Annotated in this window: 13 protein-coding genes and 4 tRNA genes; 11 read left to right on the top strand and 6 right to left on the bottom strand. The window is 41.2% G+C overall.

What is annotated here, in order from left to right:
• The first annotated feature begins 98 nt into the window (after positions 1-98).
• The 4 genes from ACIPUA_RS00920 to ACIPUA_RS00935 all read left to right on the top strand — a co-directional run bounded on the left by ACIPUA_RS00920 (position 99) and on the right by ACIPUA_RS00935 (position 554).
• Positions 99-175 (top strand) — tRNA-Arg (locus ACIPUA_RS00920).
• A gap of 79 nt (positions 176-254) precedes the next feature.
• A tRNA-His gene (locus ACIPUA_RS00925) sits at positions 255-330 on the top strand.
• Between the two features lie 15 nt (positions 331-345).
• Positions 346-431 (top strand) — tRNA-Leu (locus ACIPUA_RS00930).
• Between the two features lie 46 nt (positions 432-477).
• Positions 478-554, top strand: a tRNA-Pro gene (locus ACIPUA_RS00935).
• A 767-nt stretch (positions 555-1,321) separates the two neighbouring features.
• Here the strand turns inward: ACIPUA_RS00935 and ACIPUA_RS00940 are convergent.
• Positions 1,322-1,549 carry a hypothetical protein gene (locus tag ACIPUA_RS00940; protein WP_042845873.1) on the bottom strand — a complete coding sequence of 76 codons (228 nt, stop codon included), beginning with the start codon at positions 1,547-1,549 and terminating at the stop codon, positions 1,322-1,324.
• A gap of 346 nt (positions 1,550-1,895) precedes the next feature.
• Here ACIPUA_RS00940 and ACIPUA_RS00945 point away from each other — a divergent pair, with 346 nt between their 5' ends.
• Positions 1,896-2,693 carry a DUF1460 domain-containing protein gene (locus tag ACIPUA_RS00945; protein WP_042845872.1) on the top strand — a complete coding sequence of 266 codons (798 nt, stop codon included), beginning with the start codon at positions 1,896-1,898 and terminating at the stop codon, positions 2,691-2,693.
• 134 nt (positions 2,694-2,827) lie between these two features.
• Here the strand turns inward: ACIPUA_RS00945 and hemY are convergent, their stop codons facing one another.
• Genes hemY through hemC form a run of 4 tightly spaced genes read right to left on the bottom strand, consistent with a single transcriptional unit; the run spans position 2,828 to position 6,959 of the window.
• Positions 2,828-4,021 carry a protoheme IX biogenesis protein HemY gene (gene hemY, locus ACIPUA_RS00950; RefSeq protein ID WP_129466654.1) on the bottom strand — a complete coding sequence of 398 codons (1,194 nt, stop codon included), beginning with the start codon at positions 4,019-4,021 and terminating at the stop codon, positions 2,828-2,830.
• A gap of 2 nt (positions 4,022-4,023) precedes the next feature.
• Positions 4,024-5,259: a uroporphyrinogen-III C-methyltransferase gene (gene hemX / locus ACIPUA_RS00955; RefSeq protein ID WP_048605790.1), complete on the bottom strand. Its 1,236-nt coding sequence runs from the start codon at positions 5,257-5,259 to the stop codon at positions 4,024-4,026.
• 3 nt (positions 5,260-5,262) lie between these two features.
• A complete protein-coding gene (locus tag ACIPUA_RS00960; protein ID WP_042845868.1) occupies positions 5,263-6,018 on the bottom strand; it encodes a uroporphyrinogen-III synthase in 756 nt (251 codons plus the stop codon).
• Positions 6,015-6,959, bottom strand: coding sequence for a hydroxymethylbilane synthase (gene hemC, locus ACIPUA_RS00965; RefSeq protein WP_042845867.1), 945 nt, complete (start codon positions 6,957-6,959; stop codon positions 6,015-6,017). Before hemC ends, ACIPUA_RS00960 begins: the two co-directional genes overlap by 4 nt.
• Before the next feature lie 668 nt (positions 6,960-7,627).
• Between hemC and ACIPUA_RS00970 the strand changes: the two genes are divergently transcribed.
• Positions 7,628-10,207, top strand: coding sequence for a class I adenylate cyclase (locus ACIPUA_RS00970; RefSeq protein WP_449059190.1), 2,580 nt, complete (start codon positions 7,628-7,630; stop codon positions 10,205-10,207).
• A 16-nt stretch (positions 10,208-10,223) separates the two neighbouring features.
• On the opposite strand, the gene cyaY is transcribed toward ACIPUA_RS00970, so the two are convergent.
• Positions 10,224-10,541, bottom strand: a complete 318-nt coding sequence (cyaY, locus tag ACIPUA_RS00975; RefSeq protein WP_042845862.1) for an iron donor protein CyaY — start codon at positions 10,539-10,541, stop codon at positions 10,224-10,226.
• A 216-nt stretch (positions 10,542-10,757) separates the two neighbouring features.
• On the opposite strand from cyaY, the gene lptM reads away from it, so the two are divergent.
• Genes lptM through yigB form a run of 5 tightly spaced genes read left to right on the top strand, consistent with a single transcriptional unit; the run spans position 10,758 to position 14,162 of the window.
• Positions 10,758-10,943, top strand: coding sequence for an LPS translocon maturation chaperone LptM (gene lptM / locus ACIPUA_RS00980; RefSeq protein ID WP_042845861.1), 186 nt, complete (start codon positions 10,758-10,760; stop codon positions 10,941-10,943).
• Positions 10,944-10,964: 21 nt separating this feature from the next.
• A complete protein-coding gene (dapF, locus tag ACIPUA_RS00985) occupies positions 10,965-11,789 on the top strand; it encodes a diaminopimelate epimerase (RefSeq protein ID WP_042845859.1) in 825 nt (274 codons plus the stop codon).
• A 41-nt stretch (positions 11,790-11,830) separates the two neighbouring features.
• Entirely contained in the window at positions 11,831-12,535 is a 705-nt protein-coding gene (locus ACIPUA_RS00990) for a DUF484 domain-containing protein (protein ID WP_042845857.1), read from the top strand.
• On the top strand, positions 12,517-13,446 hold the full coding sequence (gene xerC / locus ACIPUA_RS00995) for a tyrosine recombinase XerC (RefSeq protein ID WP_042845855.1): 930 nt from the start codon (positions 12,517-12,519) through the stop codon (positions 13,444-13,446). Before ACIPUA_RS00990 ends, xerC begins: the two co-directional genes overlap by 19 nt.
• Positions 13,446-14,162, top strand: coding sequence for a 5-amino-6-(5-phospho-D-ribitylamino)uracil phosphatase YigB (yigB, locus tag ACIPUA_RS01000; protein WP_071548707.1), 717 nt, complete (start codon positions 13,446-13,448; stop codon positions 14,160-14,162). The genes xerC and yigB overlap by 1 nt, the downstream gene beginning before the upstream one ends.
• Positions 14,163-14,189: the final 27 nt, after the last annotated feature.

Genomic DNA, 14,189 nt, shown 5'->3' on the forward strand with positions numbered 1-14,189 from the left:
CGAAATGGATAAAAGGCAAGCAATCGATATTTTTATTTCAAAAAGGACTAGACAGCGAGAGGATAAATCCGTACTATCCTCTCCCGCAACGGCGTTAAGCGCCCGTAGCTCAGCTGGATAGAGCGCTGCCCTCCGGAGGCAGAGGTCTCAGGTTCGAATCCTGTCGGGCGCACCATTTTTAGTACGCCGCTACGGTTGGCAAAATGACGTTGTATGTAGTAGAATAGCAACGCTTTGAAAAAAGTGAAGTTATGGTGGCTATAGCTCAGTTGGTAGAGCCCTGGATTGTGATTCCAGTTGTCGTGGGTTCGAGTCCCATTAGCCACCCCATTTTTTTGTGACATTGCGAGGGTGGCGGAATTGGTAGACGCGCTAGCTTCAGGTGTTAGTGTCCTATGGACGTGGGGGTTCAAGTCCCCCCTTTCGCACCACGAAAAAAGATAACTAATGCTATAAAAATCAGTACTACAAAAATTTCGGCGAGTAGCGCAGCTTGGTAGCGCAACTGGTTTGGGACCAGTGGGTCGGAGGTTCGAATCCTCTCTCGCCGACCAATTTAAAGAACCCCGCTTAATAGCGGGGTTTTTGCTTTTTATTGCCTGGTCTTTTTATTGGCTTCTTTGTCAAAACTTCTTTTCTTTCCCCTTCAGTTGGATCACTTTTGTTGATTGTGTTTTCACATAAGTTTTTTTAAAACAGGTAATATTTTGGAACTGTGAGAATTGCTATTTAACTTATTGTTTTTTCTTGAGAAGAAGATAAGTGTCGTGATCTTGATACAACCCTCTACTTACTTGTCTCCAAAAGGAGACATTTTAATCATTGATTTATAAGAAAAAATAAATAATGAATTTATGATGTCTCTAAATTGAGACAAGCAGGTGTAACGAAATATGAGAAGGGACACTCATAGAGAGAAATTATCTAGCTAGGTTGGATTGATGATTAAAAATAGCGAGTCAATCCGAGGGGTAGAGAGAAATAAAAAAAAATAGGCCCAAAAATATAGCTTTTATAAAAGTTGGCACGCATCCTGCATTATTATAGATGTAGATGCTCATCTCACTTCTTATGACAGCAAAGCTTCATAAACCCAGAGATGACGCAAAGCCGATTATCGGTGCCTATTGTCCAACTTAGATGATCAAGAGCTCATCCTCTTACCATCAACGAACGGGCGAAACGTTGAGTGAGGCACCATCCGTCTGTAGACCTGATTGTATTTTACACCTGCCTTGTGCAGGTGTTTTTTTTTCTGCAATACAAGCGACTTAGCCCCTTTACTGAAAACGTGAAAGAGGCTGTTAAACAAGATAAGAGACTATTTTTTGCCTTTACTAAACCATTTGCTGAACCAGCGAGTAATGTAGGTATAGCAGAGGATGATGAACGTAATAATAAAAATGTCTTTACTGAGGTCTTCTGTATTAAAGCCAATAAATAGGATAAAAACAAAAGGCGATAAAACTAGCAGAAGAAGATCAAAAAATATTTGTAAACGGTTTGGACTTGCAATAACCCAACGCCAAATAGTTTTAATTACATTCATATAGATATCCCACATTCATTCAAGCCAAGATGTATATTATGCTTTATACACTATGTATTTCCTTTATGACATAGTAATCACAAAATTTGTTTATACCTTGGCACATAAGTGGTTTTATTTTTTTATGATTATGTCACCTAGCGTGATATTTGTATTTTGTTTCTTTATTTTTGACAGTGTAAAACATTCGTTTGAATTAAAGTGAAACGCTGTTATTTTTCGCTTAAAAATACACATTACTAGTATTTAAATTAAACCTTAAATAAACAATTTCTTACTTTACCTTGTCAGTAAAAATAAATCATCTTTAACTGATGATTCATTTTCCCAAGGAAAGGTATTTAAAATGAAATTTTTATTTTTTGCATTGCTTTCTTTTTGTGCAGTCTCTTTTTCATCAACTAACCAGCCAAATTATTTATTAGATATGAGTGATGATTCTAAATTAGCATTGGATCAGATTATTCATAAAGTAATAATACCAAATCAAGGTCTACCCTATGGCAATCTTATTGATCAAGTTTCTAGTATTTTTCTGGGGATGCCGTATGTCGCCAACACATTAGTTGGTGGACCAAACGTCAGTGAAGTACTTGTTGTTAATTTAGAAGGTGTTGACTGTTTTACTTATCTGGATTATGTCGCGGCACTAAGCAAATCAAACAGTAGGAATACGTTTTTAAGCGCCCTTGTGAATACGCGTTATAAAGACAGTGATGTTGCTTATTATAAAAGAAAACACTTTTTTACTGACTGGTATGCGGTATCACCACAAAATGCGACAGATGTGACAGCATTAATTAGCTCTGAGTCGGTTACAGTTGAAAAAAAATTAAATCAAAAAGCAGATGGTAGTGAGTTTATTAAAGGATTAGGTATTCACTCAAGAAAGGTAACCTATATTCCTACTCATGCAATTAATGAAATGGTTCTTAATAACTTAAAAACAGGCGATTATATTGGTATTTATTCACCAATTAAGGGGTTAGATGTTTCCCATACAGGTATTGTGATTAGAAAGGATAATCAGGTTTTGTACCGAAATGCATCATCACTTTCAAAGAATATGAAGGTTGTTGATACAAACTTCCTAGAATATATATCCTCCAAGACGGGTATTATCGTTCTTCGTCCTATTATCTAATTGGATATATGGGGCTAACAAATATGAATTAGCCCGTTATTTTACTTAACGATAAACTAACGGGTAGGTTTGTATACTAAATAAAATAGCCCCTAAGGTAACTTCTTGGGGGCTATTATAATTAATATAGCCTTTTATGAACGCTCTTGGTTCAATGAGTGTATTAAGGCCTCTTGGCGAATTTTTGCTGCTTCATTCGGTTTATGTAATTTGTCGAAAGCATCAGCTAACCATGATGCATCTTGTACATCAAAACGTTGAGCTAAGGCAGCTTTGAAATAAGTTTCTGCTTTATCCCATTGAGCATGCTGCAGTGACAAAACCCCCAATGTACTGTTTAGTAATGGCGTTGCCCCATTTTGCTTTTGCAGATGTAAAAGCGTTTTTTCAATAATTTCAGGGTGTTCGCTATTAAGCTTCGGCACTAACAATAACAAGCGCTCATCATATTGCTGCTTTAAGCCGTCAATGATCATTTTTTCAGCACTATTAATGTCGCCACATTCAATTAAGTGTTCTGCTAAAAAAGCCTGCAATGCAGTTTCATGGCGGACGCGACGAGGCTGAGCTTTCCACCAAGCCTTCAAGCCATCACTCCCACCTTCAGCCATACATTGGTTCATTAACCCTTTGTAAGCTTTCAGTTTTAATGCGTCTAACTCGTCTTCAGTGTGTAATTGTACTTTGGCCATTACAGGTAATAATTCGATCAGTGCTTGGTAAGCCCCTGAACGTAAATAAGCTTGTTCGGCTAGGCGTAAAACCTCTGGGTGCCTCGGTGCTTTATCGAGAAGTTTATCAATGCCGTTACGAGCCGCGTGTACTTCGCCTTCAGCTAATTGGATGCGAACGCGACTAATATCAACAGGGAGTTGATCATTACCTGCGGCTTCTGCTGCCCTATCTAAGTATTGGTGGGTACGGTATTCATCACCGCGCTGTTGCGCCGCCTCTGCTGCCATTAAATAGTTGATTACAGGTTGTTGGGAAAAATCAGCATGCTTGCTCATCAATTTTTCAACCTGCTCAAAATCACCTTCAGCTAACTTGAGTAGGGCTTTTTGCGTTTGGGTGTGTGCTTTATGATATTTACGCCCACTTACCCAACCTTTAGTCCGTGATGTGGTGCTCATAAAGCGGCGGTAACACCAACCAAGAAATAGCAACACGAATTGGAGTAAAATAAAGCCCAATATCAGGCTCGTTACACTGGTTGTAATGTCGTAGTTATCGGTGCGAATAAAAACATAGCCTTGGTGACCGGCTAATAGTGGCCCTAAGATGACACCTGCGATAAGAACAATAAATAGGATCAGTACCTTAATCATTGTTACCCCCTATTTCCAGCAGGCTCAGTTGACTCAAAAGGGTGTGGTGTATCTGCTGGTTCTGCTTTTTGTGTCTCAGTCGCGGGAACTGCGGCATCTGCTGCTGCATCAACAGCACCATCATTTGCCTTAGTATTGTCAGAGGATTGAGCAAGTAAGCTACGCACTCGCGTTTGCATGACTTTCTCTAGCTTTTCTTGGCTTTCTAAGGCGTCAGGCATTTCAACATCAATCGGTTGATTAATTAGCTCGTCAATGGTTGATAAGAACGCTTTCGTTTCCGGCGCTTCAGTATCAAAATAAGCTCTTACCCATGTTGAAGCCTGCTCAAGCGACTGTTTGTATGTTTCTTCTTGGAAGCGAGGAACGGCTTGAGCTGCGATGAGCAACTGTGAACGAATGTTTTCACGAAGGTAAATGTCTTGATTTGGGGCTAGTAGTGGTGCTTCAGAACCGTCACGAGCCCTGACGGTGATGAAATCGTTAGTGAAGCTTTTCCAACTACGAGATAAGTTTTGTTGCCAATCAGAAATGTCATCACTGACTTCGGCATTATCTTCATTTTTAGCATCACCACTGTTTAAGTCGGCTAAACGTAAGTTATCAACGTCGTTACTGAGTTGGTTTAGGCGTAAGATAATACCGTCATAGTCGACTTGATTGATGGCGGCTAATTTTGCCATGTCATTGTTAATTGACTTGCGAATATCGAGCAGACTTGGGTCGTTCATTTCAGCCAAACTAGAGTCTGCACTTTTTAATAGGACAGCTGCTGTGACAGGGTCGTGGTCGTTCCACAGTTTTCTTCCTGCCATTTTTACCATAAAGTCAGCTTGTGCAATCAGCCAGCTTTTAACATCACTACTGGAAAGGGCAGTCACGTGAGCTTGCAGTTCTTGCATGCGACGATTGAGCCTATCTTCATACTCGCGAGATTGGTTTTTCATCTCAGTATTCGCGGTAATTAGGGCATCTAAACGTTGTCTATCTGAATTTTGTTGTTCGATTAAATCACTCAATTGCTGTTTTAGTTCATTGTTTTCATTTACTAAAGTTGCATTGTTTTGTTGAGTGAAATAATAAAGACCACCACCAATGGCGATGATAATAGCGATAGCAATTACTCCGCCAATGAGACCAGAACGTTTTTGTTCCGAAGAGGTTTTTTTTTCGGAGTGCTGTTGTTTTGCACCTGTTTCTGGGGTAACCGTCTCGGTTGTTTTATCGTGTTCCGTCATAAATTAGCATCCCATGTCGGTTGAAATTAATGCTTCTAATAAAGCATTATTATCTGCACTATTAGCTACACAGACCCTCTGCCATCCAGCTTGGCGAGCTTGATCTGCAATCCGTTCACTGACAACGAGTAAGCGGCGGGTAAACCACCAATTTTGATACTCTTCAGCGATTAATTCTTCTAGTAAAGCTAACATTTGGCCACTGGTTATCACAATGTCAGTGATATCAACTTGAAACCATTTGCGATTAAATTCGTTTTTTTCGTAAGGGATTGGGTGCCTTGCATAACATTCACAATAGTCGACTTGCGCACCTCGAGCCCTTAATGTTGAAGCAAGAAGTTCTCGGCCACCATTTCCACGCAATAAAAGGGCGTGTTTCCCTTCGAGAAACTGGAGATCAGGAAGCGTGAGTAGCACTTCGCTGGTTTCCCCTTGTTCAGCCCAATGGGCTGGCTTCCCGGTTACTTTCTTGAAAAACTGGGCGGTAGAGCGACCAATACCATAGTAAGATAGCTTATCTGACCAGTTACGTCCCATTTGTTCAAGTGTTAAATTTGCGTACTCGACTGCATTTTTAGATAAAAGAAAGACTAAGTCGTTTGTATTGAGGTGATCAAGGCGTGAAACTAGCGTGTTTAATTCAGCGCCTGGTCCAATACTGATCAAAGGGGAAGAGTAGGCTTCTCCCCCTTTAGCGGTGATTGCCGTTATTAGCTCCGAACCTGTGGGTTCAGGGCGTGTAACAAGAACCCTCATGCAGGTGGGTTCCCGTTATAAACTTCGGCTAAAATTTCCCTTGCACCGCGTTCGAGGAGTTCTTCCGCGAGTGATACACCCGCTTGGCTTGCTTCATTTGGGGCGACAAGCCTTTCTCCACGAATAATAATACTCCCATCAGGTGCGCCAACAAGAGCACGTAGCCATATTTTGTCGTCTTGCCAAATAGCATAACTACCAATAGGGACTTGGCAGCCCCCTTCTAAACGCATATTCATTGCGCGTTCAGCAAGAACACAAATAGAAGTCGTATCATTATTAAGCTTAGCGAGCAGCTCTCGTGTAACACTATCGTTTAATCGACACTCAATGCCAACGGCCCCTTGACCAACAGCAGGGAGACATTGTTCCGGTGCAAGAGCTGTGCGTATACGTGCTTCTAACCCTAAACGTTTTAGCCCTGCTACCGCTAAGATAATGGCGTCATATTCACCATTATCGAGTTTAGATAACCGTGTGCCTACGTTACCGCGGAGATCCCGAATGACTAAATCCGGACGAAGTTCTCTTAATTGGCATTGGCGACGTAAGCTAGATGTCCCAACGATGCTGCCTTTTGGCAACGCATCAAGATTGTCATAGTGGTTTGAAACAAAGGCATCTCGAGGGTCTTCGCGTTCACAAATAGTGACTAGGCCCAAGCCTTCAGGAAATTCAACAGGAACATCTTTCATTGAATGAACGGCAATATCTGCACGCCCTTCTAATAAAGCCAGTTCAAGTTCTTTGACAAACAAGCCTTTTCCCCCCACCTTTGCGAGCGGAGTGTCAAGGATGATATCCCCTTTTGTCACCATCGGAACCAGCTCAACCTGCAAGTTAGGATGTAATTGCTCTAGCTTATCTTTGACAAAATGCGCTTGCCATAAGGCCAAAGGGCTTTTGCGCGTAGCAATGCGCACAATATTTGTTGATGTCATTTTACTGTTTTCTCTAGCGAAGAACGCCGTAGATTAACCATACAATTGACGTTAGTTTTAACATGTTAAGGATATTTTTTCCAGCTGAGCTCAAAGCCACCGCTGTGTGGCTATCTTAGTGTTTGCTGTTGTTTGGTTCATTCCACTACATTCTTTACCCACCTTCACTTACTCAACATGAAATTCGGCCCATACACTGACAAATCGTGATGTTACTTTTCGATGGTCTCTTGATAAATATTTTCCGGTGATGCGTGCTAACCAAAGAATTATTTTAGCTTTTCGTGCTGTTTTTTTTGTTGGGTTACCTGTAGGTTTCATCTGTTCATGTTGAAGCGTTCAAGCATAGATGCTGCATGTATTACGCTTACATGGCATTTTACATAGTGGTTTTGTTGTTCAATTTGCATCAAAAGTATTATTCCATTGAAAAACAAGGGATATTCTGATGCATTAAAAAATAAAAACCTTTTTATACAATATGTTGAAAAGCATTTAGTATCAAAAATAAGCACGTAAAATAATGTGATCTACTTTACCCTTTTGCTGCAAGGTGTTAAATTGATCACGTTTCCGACAATTCATTTGAAAACTTTTTTAAATCTATCTCTATCTGTTGGGTGCTGGGAAATTCCCAGATTTGTATTACATTCAGTCAGGCGTAACTCTTGTATCTCTATATTGAAACCTTAAAGCAAAGACTTGATGCGATAAACCAATTACGGTTAGAGCGCGCAACAGCATCTATGAGTGAAACCTTTTCGAAGGTTTATAACCTGCTGCCTGTCTTGTTTCATTATCATCATCCAATGATGCCTGGTTTTATTGAAGGTAATGTACCCCATGGCGTCTGCTTTTTCTCTCCAGATACAGAACAAATGAAGTGGTTGGGGCAATTTGAACGCTTCCTACCAATCGAAAAGCCCACTAATGGTGAATTACCCATAACTGGGATTTATTCAATGGGCAGTACCTCCTCTGTAGGGCAAAGCCATTGTTCAGATATCGATGTTTGGGTTTGTCACCCTTCTTGGTTAGATCACGAAGAAAAACGTTTTTTACAAAAGAAATGCACATTAATTGAACAGTGGGCAGCGTCTTTAGGCATTGATGTAACCGTTTTTCTAATCGATGAGAATCGTTTTCGCCATCATGCGAGTGGGCATATAGGCGGGGAAAACTGTGGTTCAACGCAACATATTCTATTGTTAGATGAGTTTTATCGTACTGCGGTTCGAATGGCCGGCAAACGCTTATTGTGGGCGATGGTACCTGTTGAAGAAGAACAACATTATGATGAATATGTTATGAGGTTATATGCACAAGGTGTATTAACGCCAAATGAGTGGTTGGATTTAGGCGGATTGAGTGAACTTTCAGCCGCAGAATACTTTGGTGCAAGCTTGTGGCAACTTTATAAAAGTGTTGATTCCCCTTATAAAGCAGTATTAAAAAGTATCTTATTAGAGTCTTATTCATGGGATTATCCTAATGGCAAACTACTGGCTATGGAGTTTAAGCGCCATTTACATGCCGGTGAAATCGTGTGTTATGGCTTGGATTCCTACTGTTTAATGCTTGAACGCGTCACAAGGTATCTTGTTGAAATTAACGACTTAACTCGTCTTGACCTTATACGTCGTTGTTTTTACCTTAAAGTTTGTGAAAAACTTTCTGAAGAAGATAGCAATGCTTTTTCTGGTTGGCGTCGAGATGTCTTATCCCAATTGGTGGCATCATGGGGCTGGGGAGCAGAACGTTTAACAGTACTAGATACACGCAGCCAATGGAAAATTGAGCGTGTCCGTGAAGCGCATAATGAGCTACTCGACACCATGATGCAAAGTTATCGTAATTTAATTCGCTTTGCGCGGCGAAATAATTTAAGCGTTAGTGCAAGCCCACAAGATATTGGGGTATTAACTCGTAAATTATACGCAGCCTTTGAAGCGCTTCCGGGTAAAGTGACGTTAGTTAACCCTCAGATTTCACCGGATTTAAGTGAAGAGCACCTCACTTTTATTTATGTGCCAGCAGGGCGTGCAAATCGTAGTGGTTGGTATTTGTACAACCAAGCCCCGAATATTGATGCGATTATTGGGCACCAGCCTCTGGAATATAACCGTTACTTAAATAAATTAGTGGCCTGGGCATATTTTAATGGCTTACTAACTGAAACGACACAAGTTTATATGCATAATGGGCAGTCGCAGTGTGACGAAAGAAAACTGCTTGAACTTATGCATGACGTCTCAAATCATTTCCCAATTAGGTTGCCGGCTCCAACACCAAAAGCGCTATATAGCCCCTGTGAAATTCGCCACCTTGCAATAATCGTTAACCTAGAAAAAGACCCGACTCAAGTTTATTCAGAGCAAGTGGTTCATGTCGATTTTAGGAAATTAGATATTTTCAGCTTTGGCGAGTCACAGCAGTGTCTCATTGGTAGTATTGATTTGTTGTATCGTAATTCATGGAATGAGGTAAGGACGCTCCATTTCAGCGGTGAGCAGTGTATGCTAGAAGCGTTAAAAACGATTTTAGGTAAAATGCACCAAGACGCTTCACCACCGGAAGCTGTTGAGGTCTTTTGTTATAGTGAGCACTTACGGGGGCTTATTCGTACTCGTGTACAGCAATTGATATCGGAATGCGTAGAACTGCGTTTATCAAGTAATAGTAATGACCCTGGGCGCTTTAAAGCGCTCCGCATAGCAGGGCAGACTTGGGGGCTGTTTTTTGAACGCCTGAATGTCTCAGTACAAAAACTAGAAAATGCGGTTGAATTCTATGGCGCAATTTCCCATAACAAGTTACATGGCTGGCCGGTCAAACTTCAGGCAAAAAGTGATAACCATTTGCCAGCTGTTGTTGATGGTTATGCGAGTGAAGGGATTGTACAGTTTTTCTTCGAAAATACGGCGGATAACACAGGTTTTAATATTTACGTATTAGATGAAGCTAACCGTGTGGAGATTTACTCTCACTGTGAAGGTTCCAAAGAAGACTTGGTGCGTGATGTCAGTAAGTTCTACTCCTCCTCCCATGACCGCTTTACCTATGGTGCTAATTTTATCAACTTCAATTTACCGCAATTTTACCAAATTATTAATCATGACGGTAAAAACCAAGTGGTTGCCTTTTCGGGCGCAACGTGGCCATTTACATCAGAGTCAGAGGATGATGACGAAGTGGGGCATGATATGCATTTAAGCCAATCAGGGCACCCACAAGCGCATTACTTTTAGTGATAGTTGTTTAAAACTAGAACGAAAATGGCTGTTGGCTTTGGAAAGCAATGGCTTCCGCTAACTGGTTTTTAAACTCATTGCCAGAACGGTCACAGACCCATTCCCCTTGTTTGTAATCATAATGGTATCCGCCTTGTTTGGTCGCTAGCCAAATTTGGTGAAATGCCTCTTGTTTGTTGATGATGATTTTGCTGCCATCTTCAAAACTGAGTGTCATAACACCGCCATTTATCTCACAATCGATATCGGCATCACCATCGTAATTGTCCAAATGCTCTTCAATAGAGCCCAGTAGCGCTTCTGCTAGCTGGTGAAATTCACTGTCATTCACGGTTAAAATCCTGTTTGCTCACAATTAGTTAATTAAAATTATAGGAGGGATCAAGCATTGGGGTCAATCTCAGTGCGCTGACTAAAAATTTCAGATTAAATTTAGCCTAGAGTATATAATATAAGCATGCTTGATAAACAGACGTGATTTGCTAGGTCACTCCTGTTATTGTGTAAAATATCAGATGTCAAAAGTTAGTATCACAGGCGAAAAAGAATGAAAAAAAGTTTATTTGGGCTTAGTGCACTTGTTATGTTATTTACCTTATCTGGTTGTGGCTTGAAAGGCCCTCTTTATTTCCCGCCGGAAGAAACTGTTGCTCCTGCTCAGGCGCCTGATGTGCAACCAACAGCGCCAAGCAGCTCAACCGAAGAGCCTGCTACAACAAATCATAACCAGTAAGTTGCCGCTATGGAGCGTGAAATGCAATTCTCTAAAATGCATGGCTTAGGCAATGACTTCATGGTTGTCGATGGTGTCACACAAAATGTGTATTTTTCGCCAGAACTTATTTGCCGGCTGGCAGATAGGCATACTGGTGTCGGTTTTGATCAGCTATTATTAGTTGAAGCCCCCTATGACCCTGACCTTGACTTTCATTATCGCATTTTTAATGCGGATGGCAGTGAGGTGTCACAATGTGGTAATGGGGCGCGTTGTTTTGCGCGCTTTGTTCGGCTTAAAGGTCTGACTAATAAGCAAAAAATTAAAGTTAGTACCCAATCAGGCCGGATGACATTAACCATAAATGAAAATGATGATGTCTGCGTTAATATGGGAGAGCCTGATTTTGAGCCTCAAAGGGTGCCATTTCGCGCTATTAAAGAAGAAAAAACCTATATTATTCGAGCTCAAGAACGTACAGTGTTATGTGGGGTTGTTTCAATGGGTAACCCACATTGCGTCATTCAGGTTGAAAGTATTCATACCGCAGAGGTTGAAATTTTAGGACCAGCTTTAGAGAGCCATGAGCGCTTTCCCGAACGCGCTAATATTGGTTTCATGGAAATTATTAATGCTGAGCATATTCGCTTGCGCGTTTATGAGCGTGGTGCAGGTGAAACTCAAGCATGTGGTAGTGGAGCATGTGCCGCAGTGGCTGTTGGGATCACTCAAGGGTTATTGGCGAAACGAGTACGTGTTGATTTACCCGGCGGGTCGTTAAATATAACTTGGGAAGGTCCAGGGGCTCCGTTGTATATGACAGGCCCAGCAACTCATGTCTACGATGGGGTCATCCAGCTATAAAAGTCACACAGCGATAATTTTACCGAGTTGAAGAGGGGAATATGGATAAAACCGAAAAAGCACTGAAGAGAAAACATCAACTTGATGAATTCGATGTGGTGCAATATCTAAAGGAAAATCCTTACTTTTTTCTTCGTAATGCACAATTATTGGAGCAGTTGAAAGTTCCACATGTTGTACAAGGTGCTATCTCATTACCTGAATTAGTGATGAATCGCCAACGTTTGAAAATCAAAGAGCTTGAGCAAGATATCCGTTTTATGGTAGAGCAAGCGCATGAAAATATAGAGCTTTTTGATGAGTTATTGGTTCTGGTGATAGACATGTCATCAGCCAAAAGCTTACAAGAAATGTTACTTACTTTAAATCGCTGGGCAAAAAAATTAGGTTTATCAGGCGCATCGGTTCGTTTATTCAGTGATAGTTGGCATTTATCAGCCCCTTTAGATGCCCATCAACTGGTGATTTCGCGTCGTGTTTTTGAGCCTATCAGAATTCAACGATTTGGCGATAAACGTAACTATCTTGGTCGTTTAAATGGCCCTGAAATCCAATTGCTTTTACCAGATGCGCTCAATGTCGGCTCTGTGGCTATCTCATTATTTGGTCATCATGGTGAATCGGGCATGGTTATTTTTACTAGCCGCGACCGCGAGCATTATCAACATGGTATGGGGACGGTTATGTTGGAAAAAGTGGCTCAAATTCTCCCGAGGTTATTATGCCAATGGATAGAACGCCTGTAGAGTCTCAGCCGAAAGGGCTGATGATGCAAGTTGAGGCCTTCTTACGTTATCTGCGAGTTGAACGTCGGTTAAGCCCTGTCACTATTACTAATTATCATCGTCAATTGAGTGTTATTGTTGAAATGCTAACCTCATTGAAAATCACTGAATGGCAAAAAGTTGATACAGCTATCGTACGGAATATCGCGGCTAAAAGTCGCAAATCAGGCCTACAGGCTGCAAGTATGGCTTTACGATTATCGTCATTGAGAAGTTTTTTGGATTGGATGGTGCATCAAGAGGCGTTGCCTGCAAACCCAGCCAAAGCAATTCAAGCACCCAAATCCAAAAAACGTCTTCCTAAGAATATGGATGTAGATGAGGTCTCCCAACTGCTAAATATGGATAGCGGTGATCCACTAGTTGTGCGCGACCGTACTATGCTGGAAGTGATGTATGGTGCTGGATTGCGTTTATCTGAACTTGTTGGTCTTGATGTTCGTCACCTCGATTTAAGCACTGGTGAAGTTTGGGTGATGGGAAAAGGAAGTAAAGAGCGAAAAATTCCAATGGGAAAAACAGCGGTGAGCTGGCTACATCGTTGGTTAGAAATGCGTGAGTTATATGAGCCAGAAGATGATGCTGTTTTTATCTCAACCCAAAGTGGGAAACGAATTTCGAATCGAAATGTACAAAAACGTTTTGAACAATGGGGAATAAAACAGGGGGTTAATAGTCACATTAATCCTCATAAATTACGCCACTCCTTTGCGACACATCTCCTTGAATCAAGTGGTAATTTACGTGGGGTGCAAGAACTTCTTGGTCATGCGAACTTATCAACAACACAAATTTATACGCACCTTGATTTTCAGCACTTAGCCAACGTTTATGATGTGGCTCATCCGAGGGCAAAGAGGGAGAAACCTTAATGCATTTTTACCGCCCACTGTCACCAATTATGGCGATTACGTTTGATTTGGATGACACGCTTTATGATAACCACCCAGTTATTGATAAAACGGAAGAGGAAGTCTTACGTTTTGTTCGTGAATACGACCCTCGATTCAATCATTTTAGCAATGATGACCTCTATGCTTTTCGCCGCCTTGTGGAAGAACAAGAGCCTGAGATCTGCCATGATATTTCCCGTTGGCGCTGGCTTTCTTCAAAAATGATGTTTTGCCATTATGGCTATTCGCGAGAAGATGCACAAAAAGGGGCAGATGACATCATGGCACATTTCACTTACTGGCGTAATAAAATAGATATCCCTGAATCTACACACGCAACACTTGCCAAATTAGTTGAAAAATTACCGTTAGTTGCGATAACCAATGGTAATGCAGAACCTGAAGCGTGTGGGTTAGGCCAATACTTTCAGTTTGTTTTAAAAGCCGGGCCAGATGGCCGTTCAAAACCTTATTGTGATATGTACCGTTTAGCTGCACAGCGCCTTGATCTTGAACCGAAATTCATTCTTCATGTTGGGGATAATCTACTGACAGATGTTGAAGGCGCAATCAATAGTGGTATGCAAGCCTGCTGGATTAACCTTGACCAAAAAACCCTAATGGGGGAGAAAGACGTGCGTTTATTGCCGCATGTAGAAATTTCTCAGTTGGCTTCTCTTTTATCATTGGTATAATCATTTCTCTGTATAAAAACACAGTGG

The organism is Providencia sp. AGC89 (assembly GCF_053543535.1).

Coding starts and splice junctions, on each gene's coding strand:
- ACIPUA_RS00940 (WP_042845873.1), bottom strand. CDS start 1,549: ATGAATGTAATTAAAACTATTTGGCGTTGGGTTATTGCAAGTCCAAAC.
- ACIPUA_RS00945 (WP_042845872.1), top strand. CDS start 1,896: ATGAAATTTTTATTTTTTGCATTGCTTTCTTTTTGTGCAGTCTCTTTT.
- hemY (WP_129466654.1), bottom strand. CDS start 4,021: ATGATTAAGGTACTGATCCTATTTATTGTTCTTATCGCAGGTGTCATC.
- hemX (WP_048605790.1), bottom strand. CDS start 5,259: ATGACGGAACACGATAAAACAACCGAGACGGTTACCCCAGAAACAGGT.
- ACIPUA_RS00960 (WP_042845868.1), bottom strand. CDS start 6,018: ATGAGGGTTCTTGTTACACGCCCTGAACCCACAGGTTCGGAGCTAATA.
- hemC (WP_042845867.1), bottom strand. CDS start 6,959: ATGACATCAACAAATATTGTGCGCATTGCTACGCGCAAAAGCCCTTTG.
- lptM (WP_042845861.1), top strand. CDS start 10,758: ATGAAAAAAAGTTTATTTGGGCTTAGTGCACTTGTTATGTTATTTACC.
- dapF (WP_042845859.1), top strand. CDS start 10,965: ATGCAATTCTCTAAAATGCATGGCTTAGGCAATGACTTCATGGTTGTC.
- ACIPUA_RS00990 (WP_042845857.1), top strand. CDS start 11,831: ATGGATAAAACCGAAAAAGCACTGAAGAGAAAACATCAACTTGATGAA.
- xerC (WP_042845855.1), top strand. CDS start 12,517: ATGGATAGAACGCCTGTAGAGTCTCAGCCGAAAGGGCTGATGATGCAA.
- yigB (WP_071548707.1), top strand. CDS start 13,446: ATGCATTTTTACCGCCCACTGTCACCAATTATGGCGATTACGTTTGAT.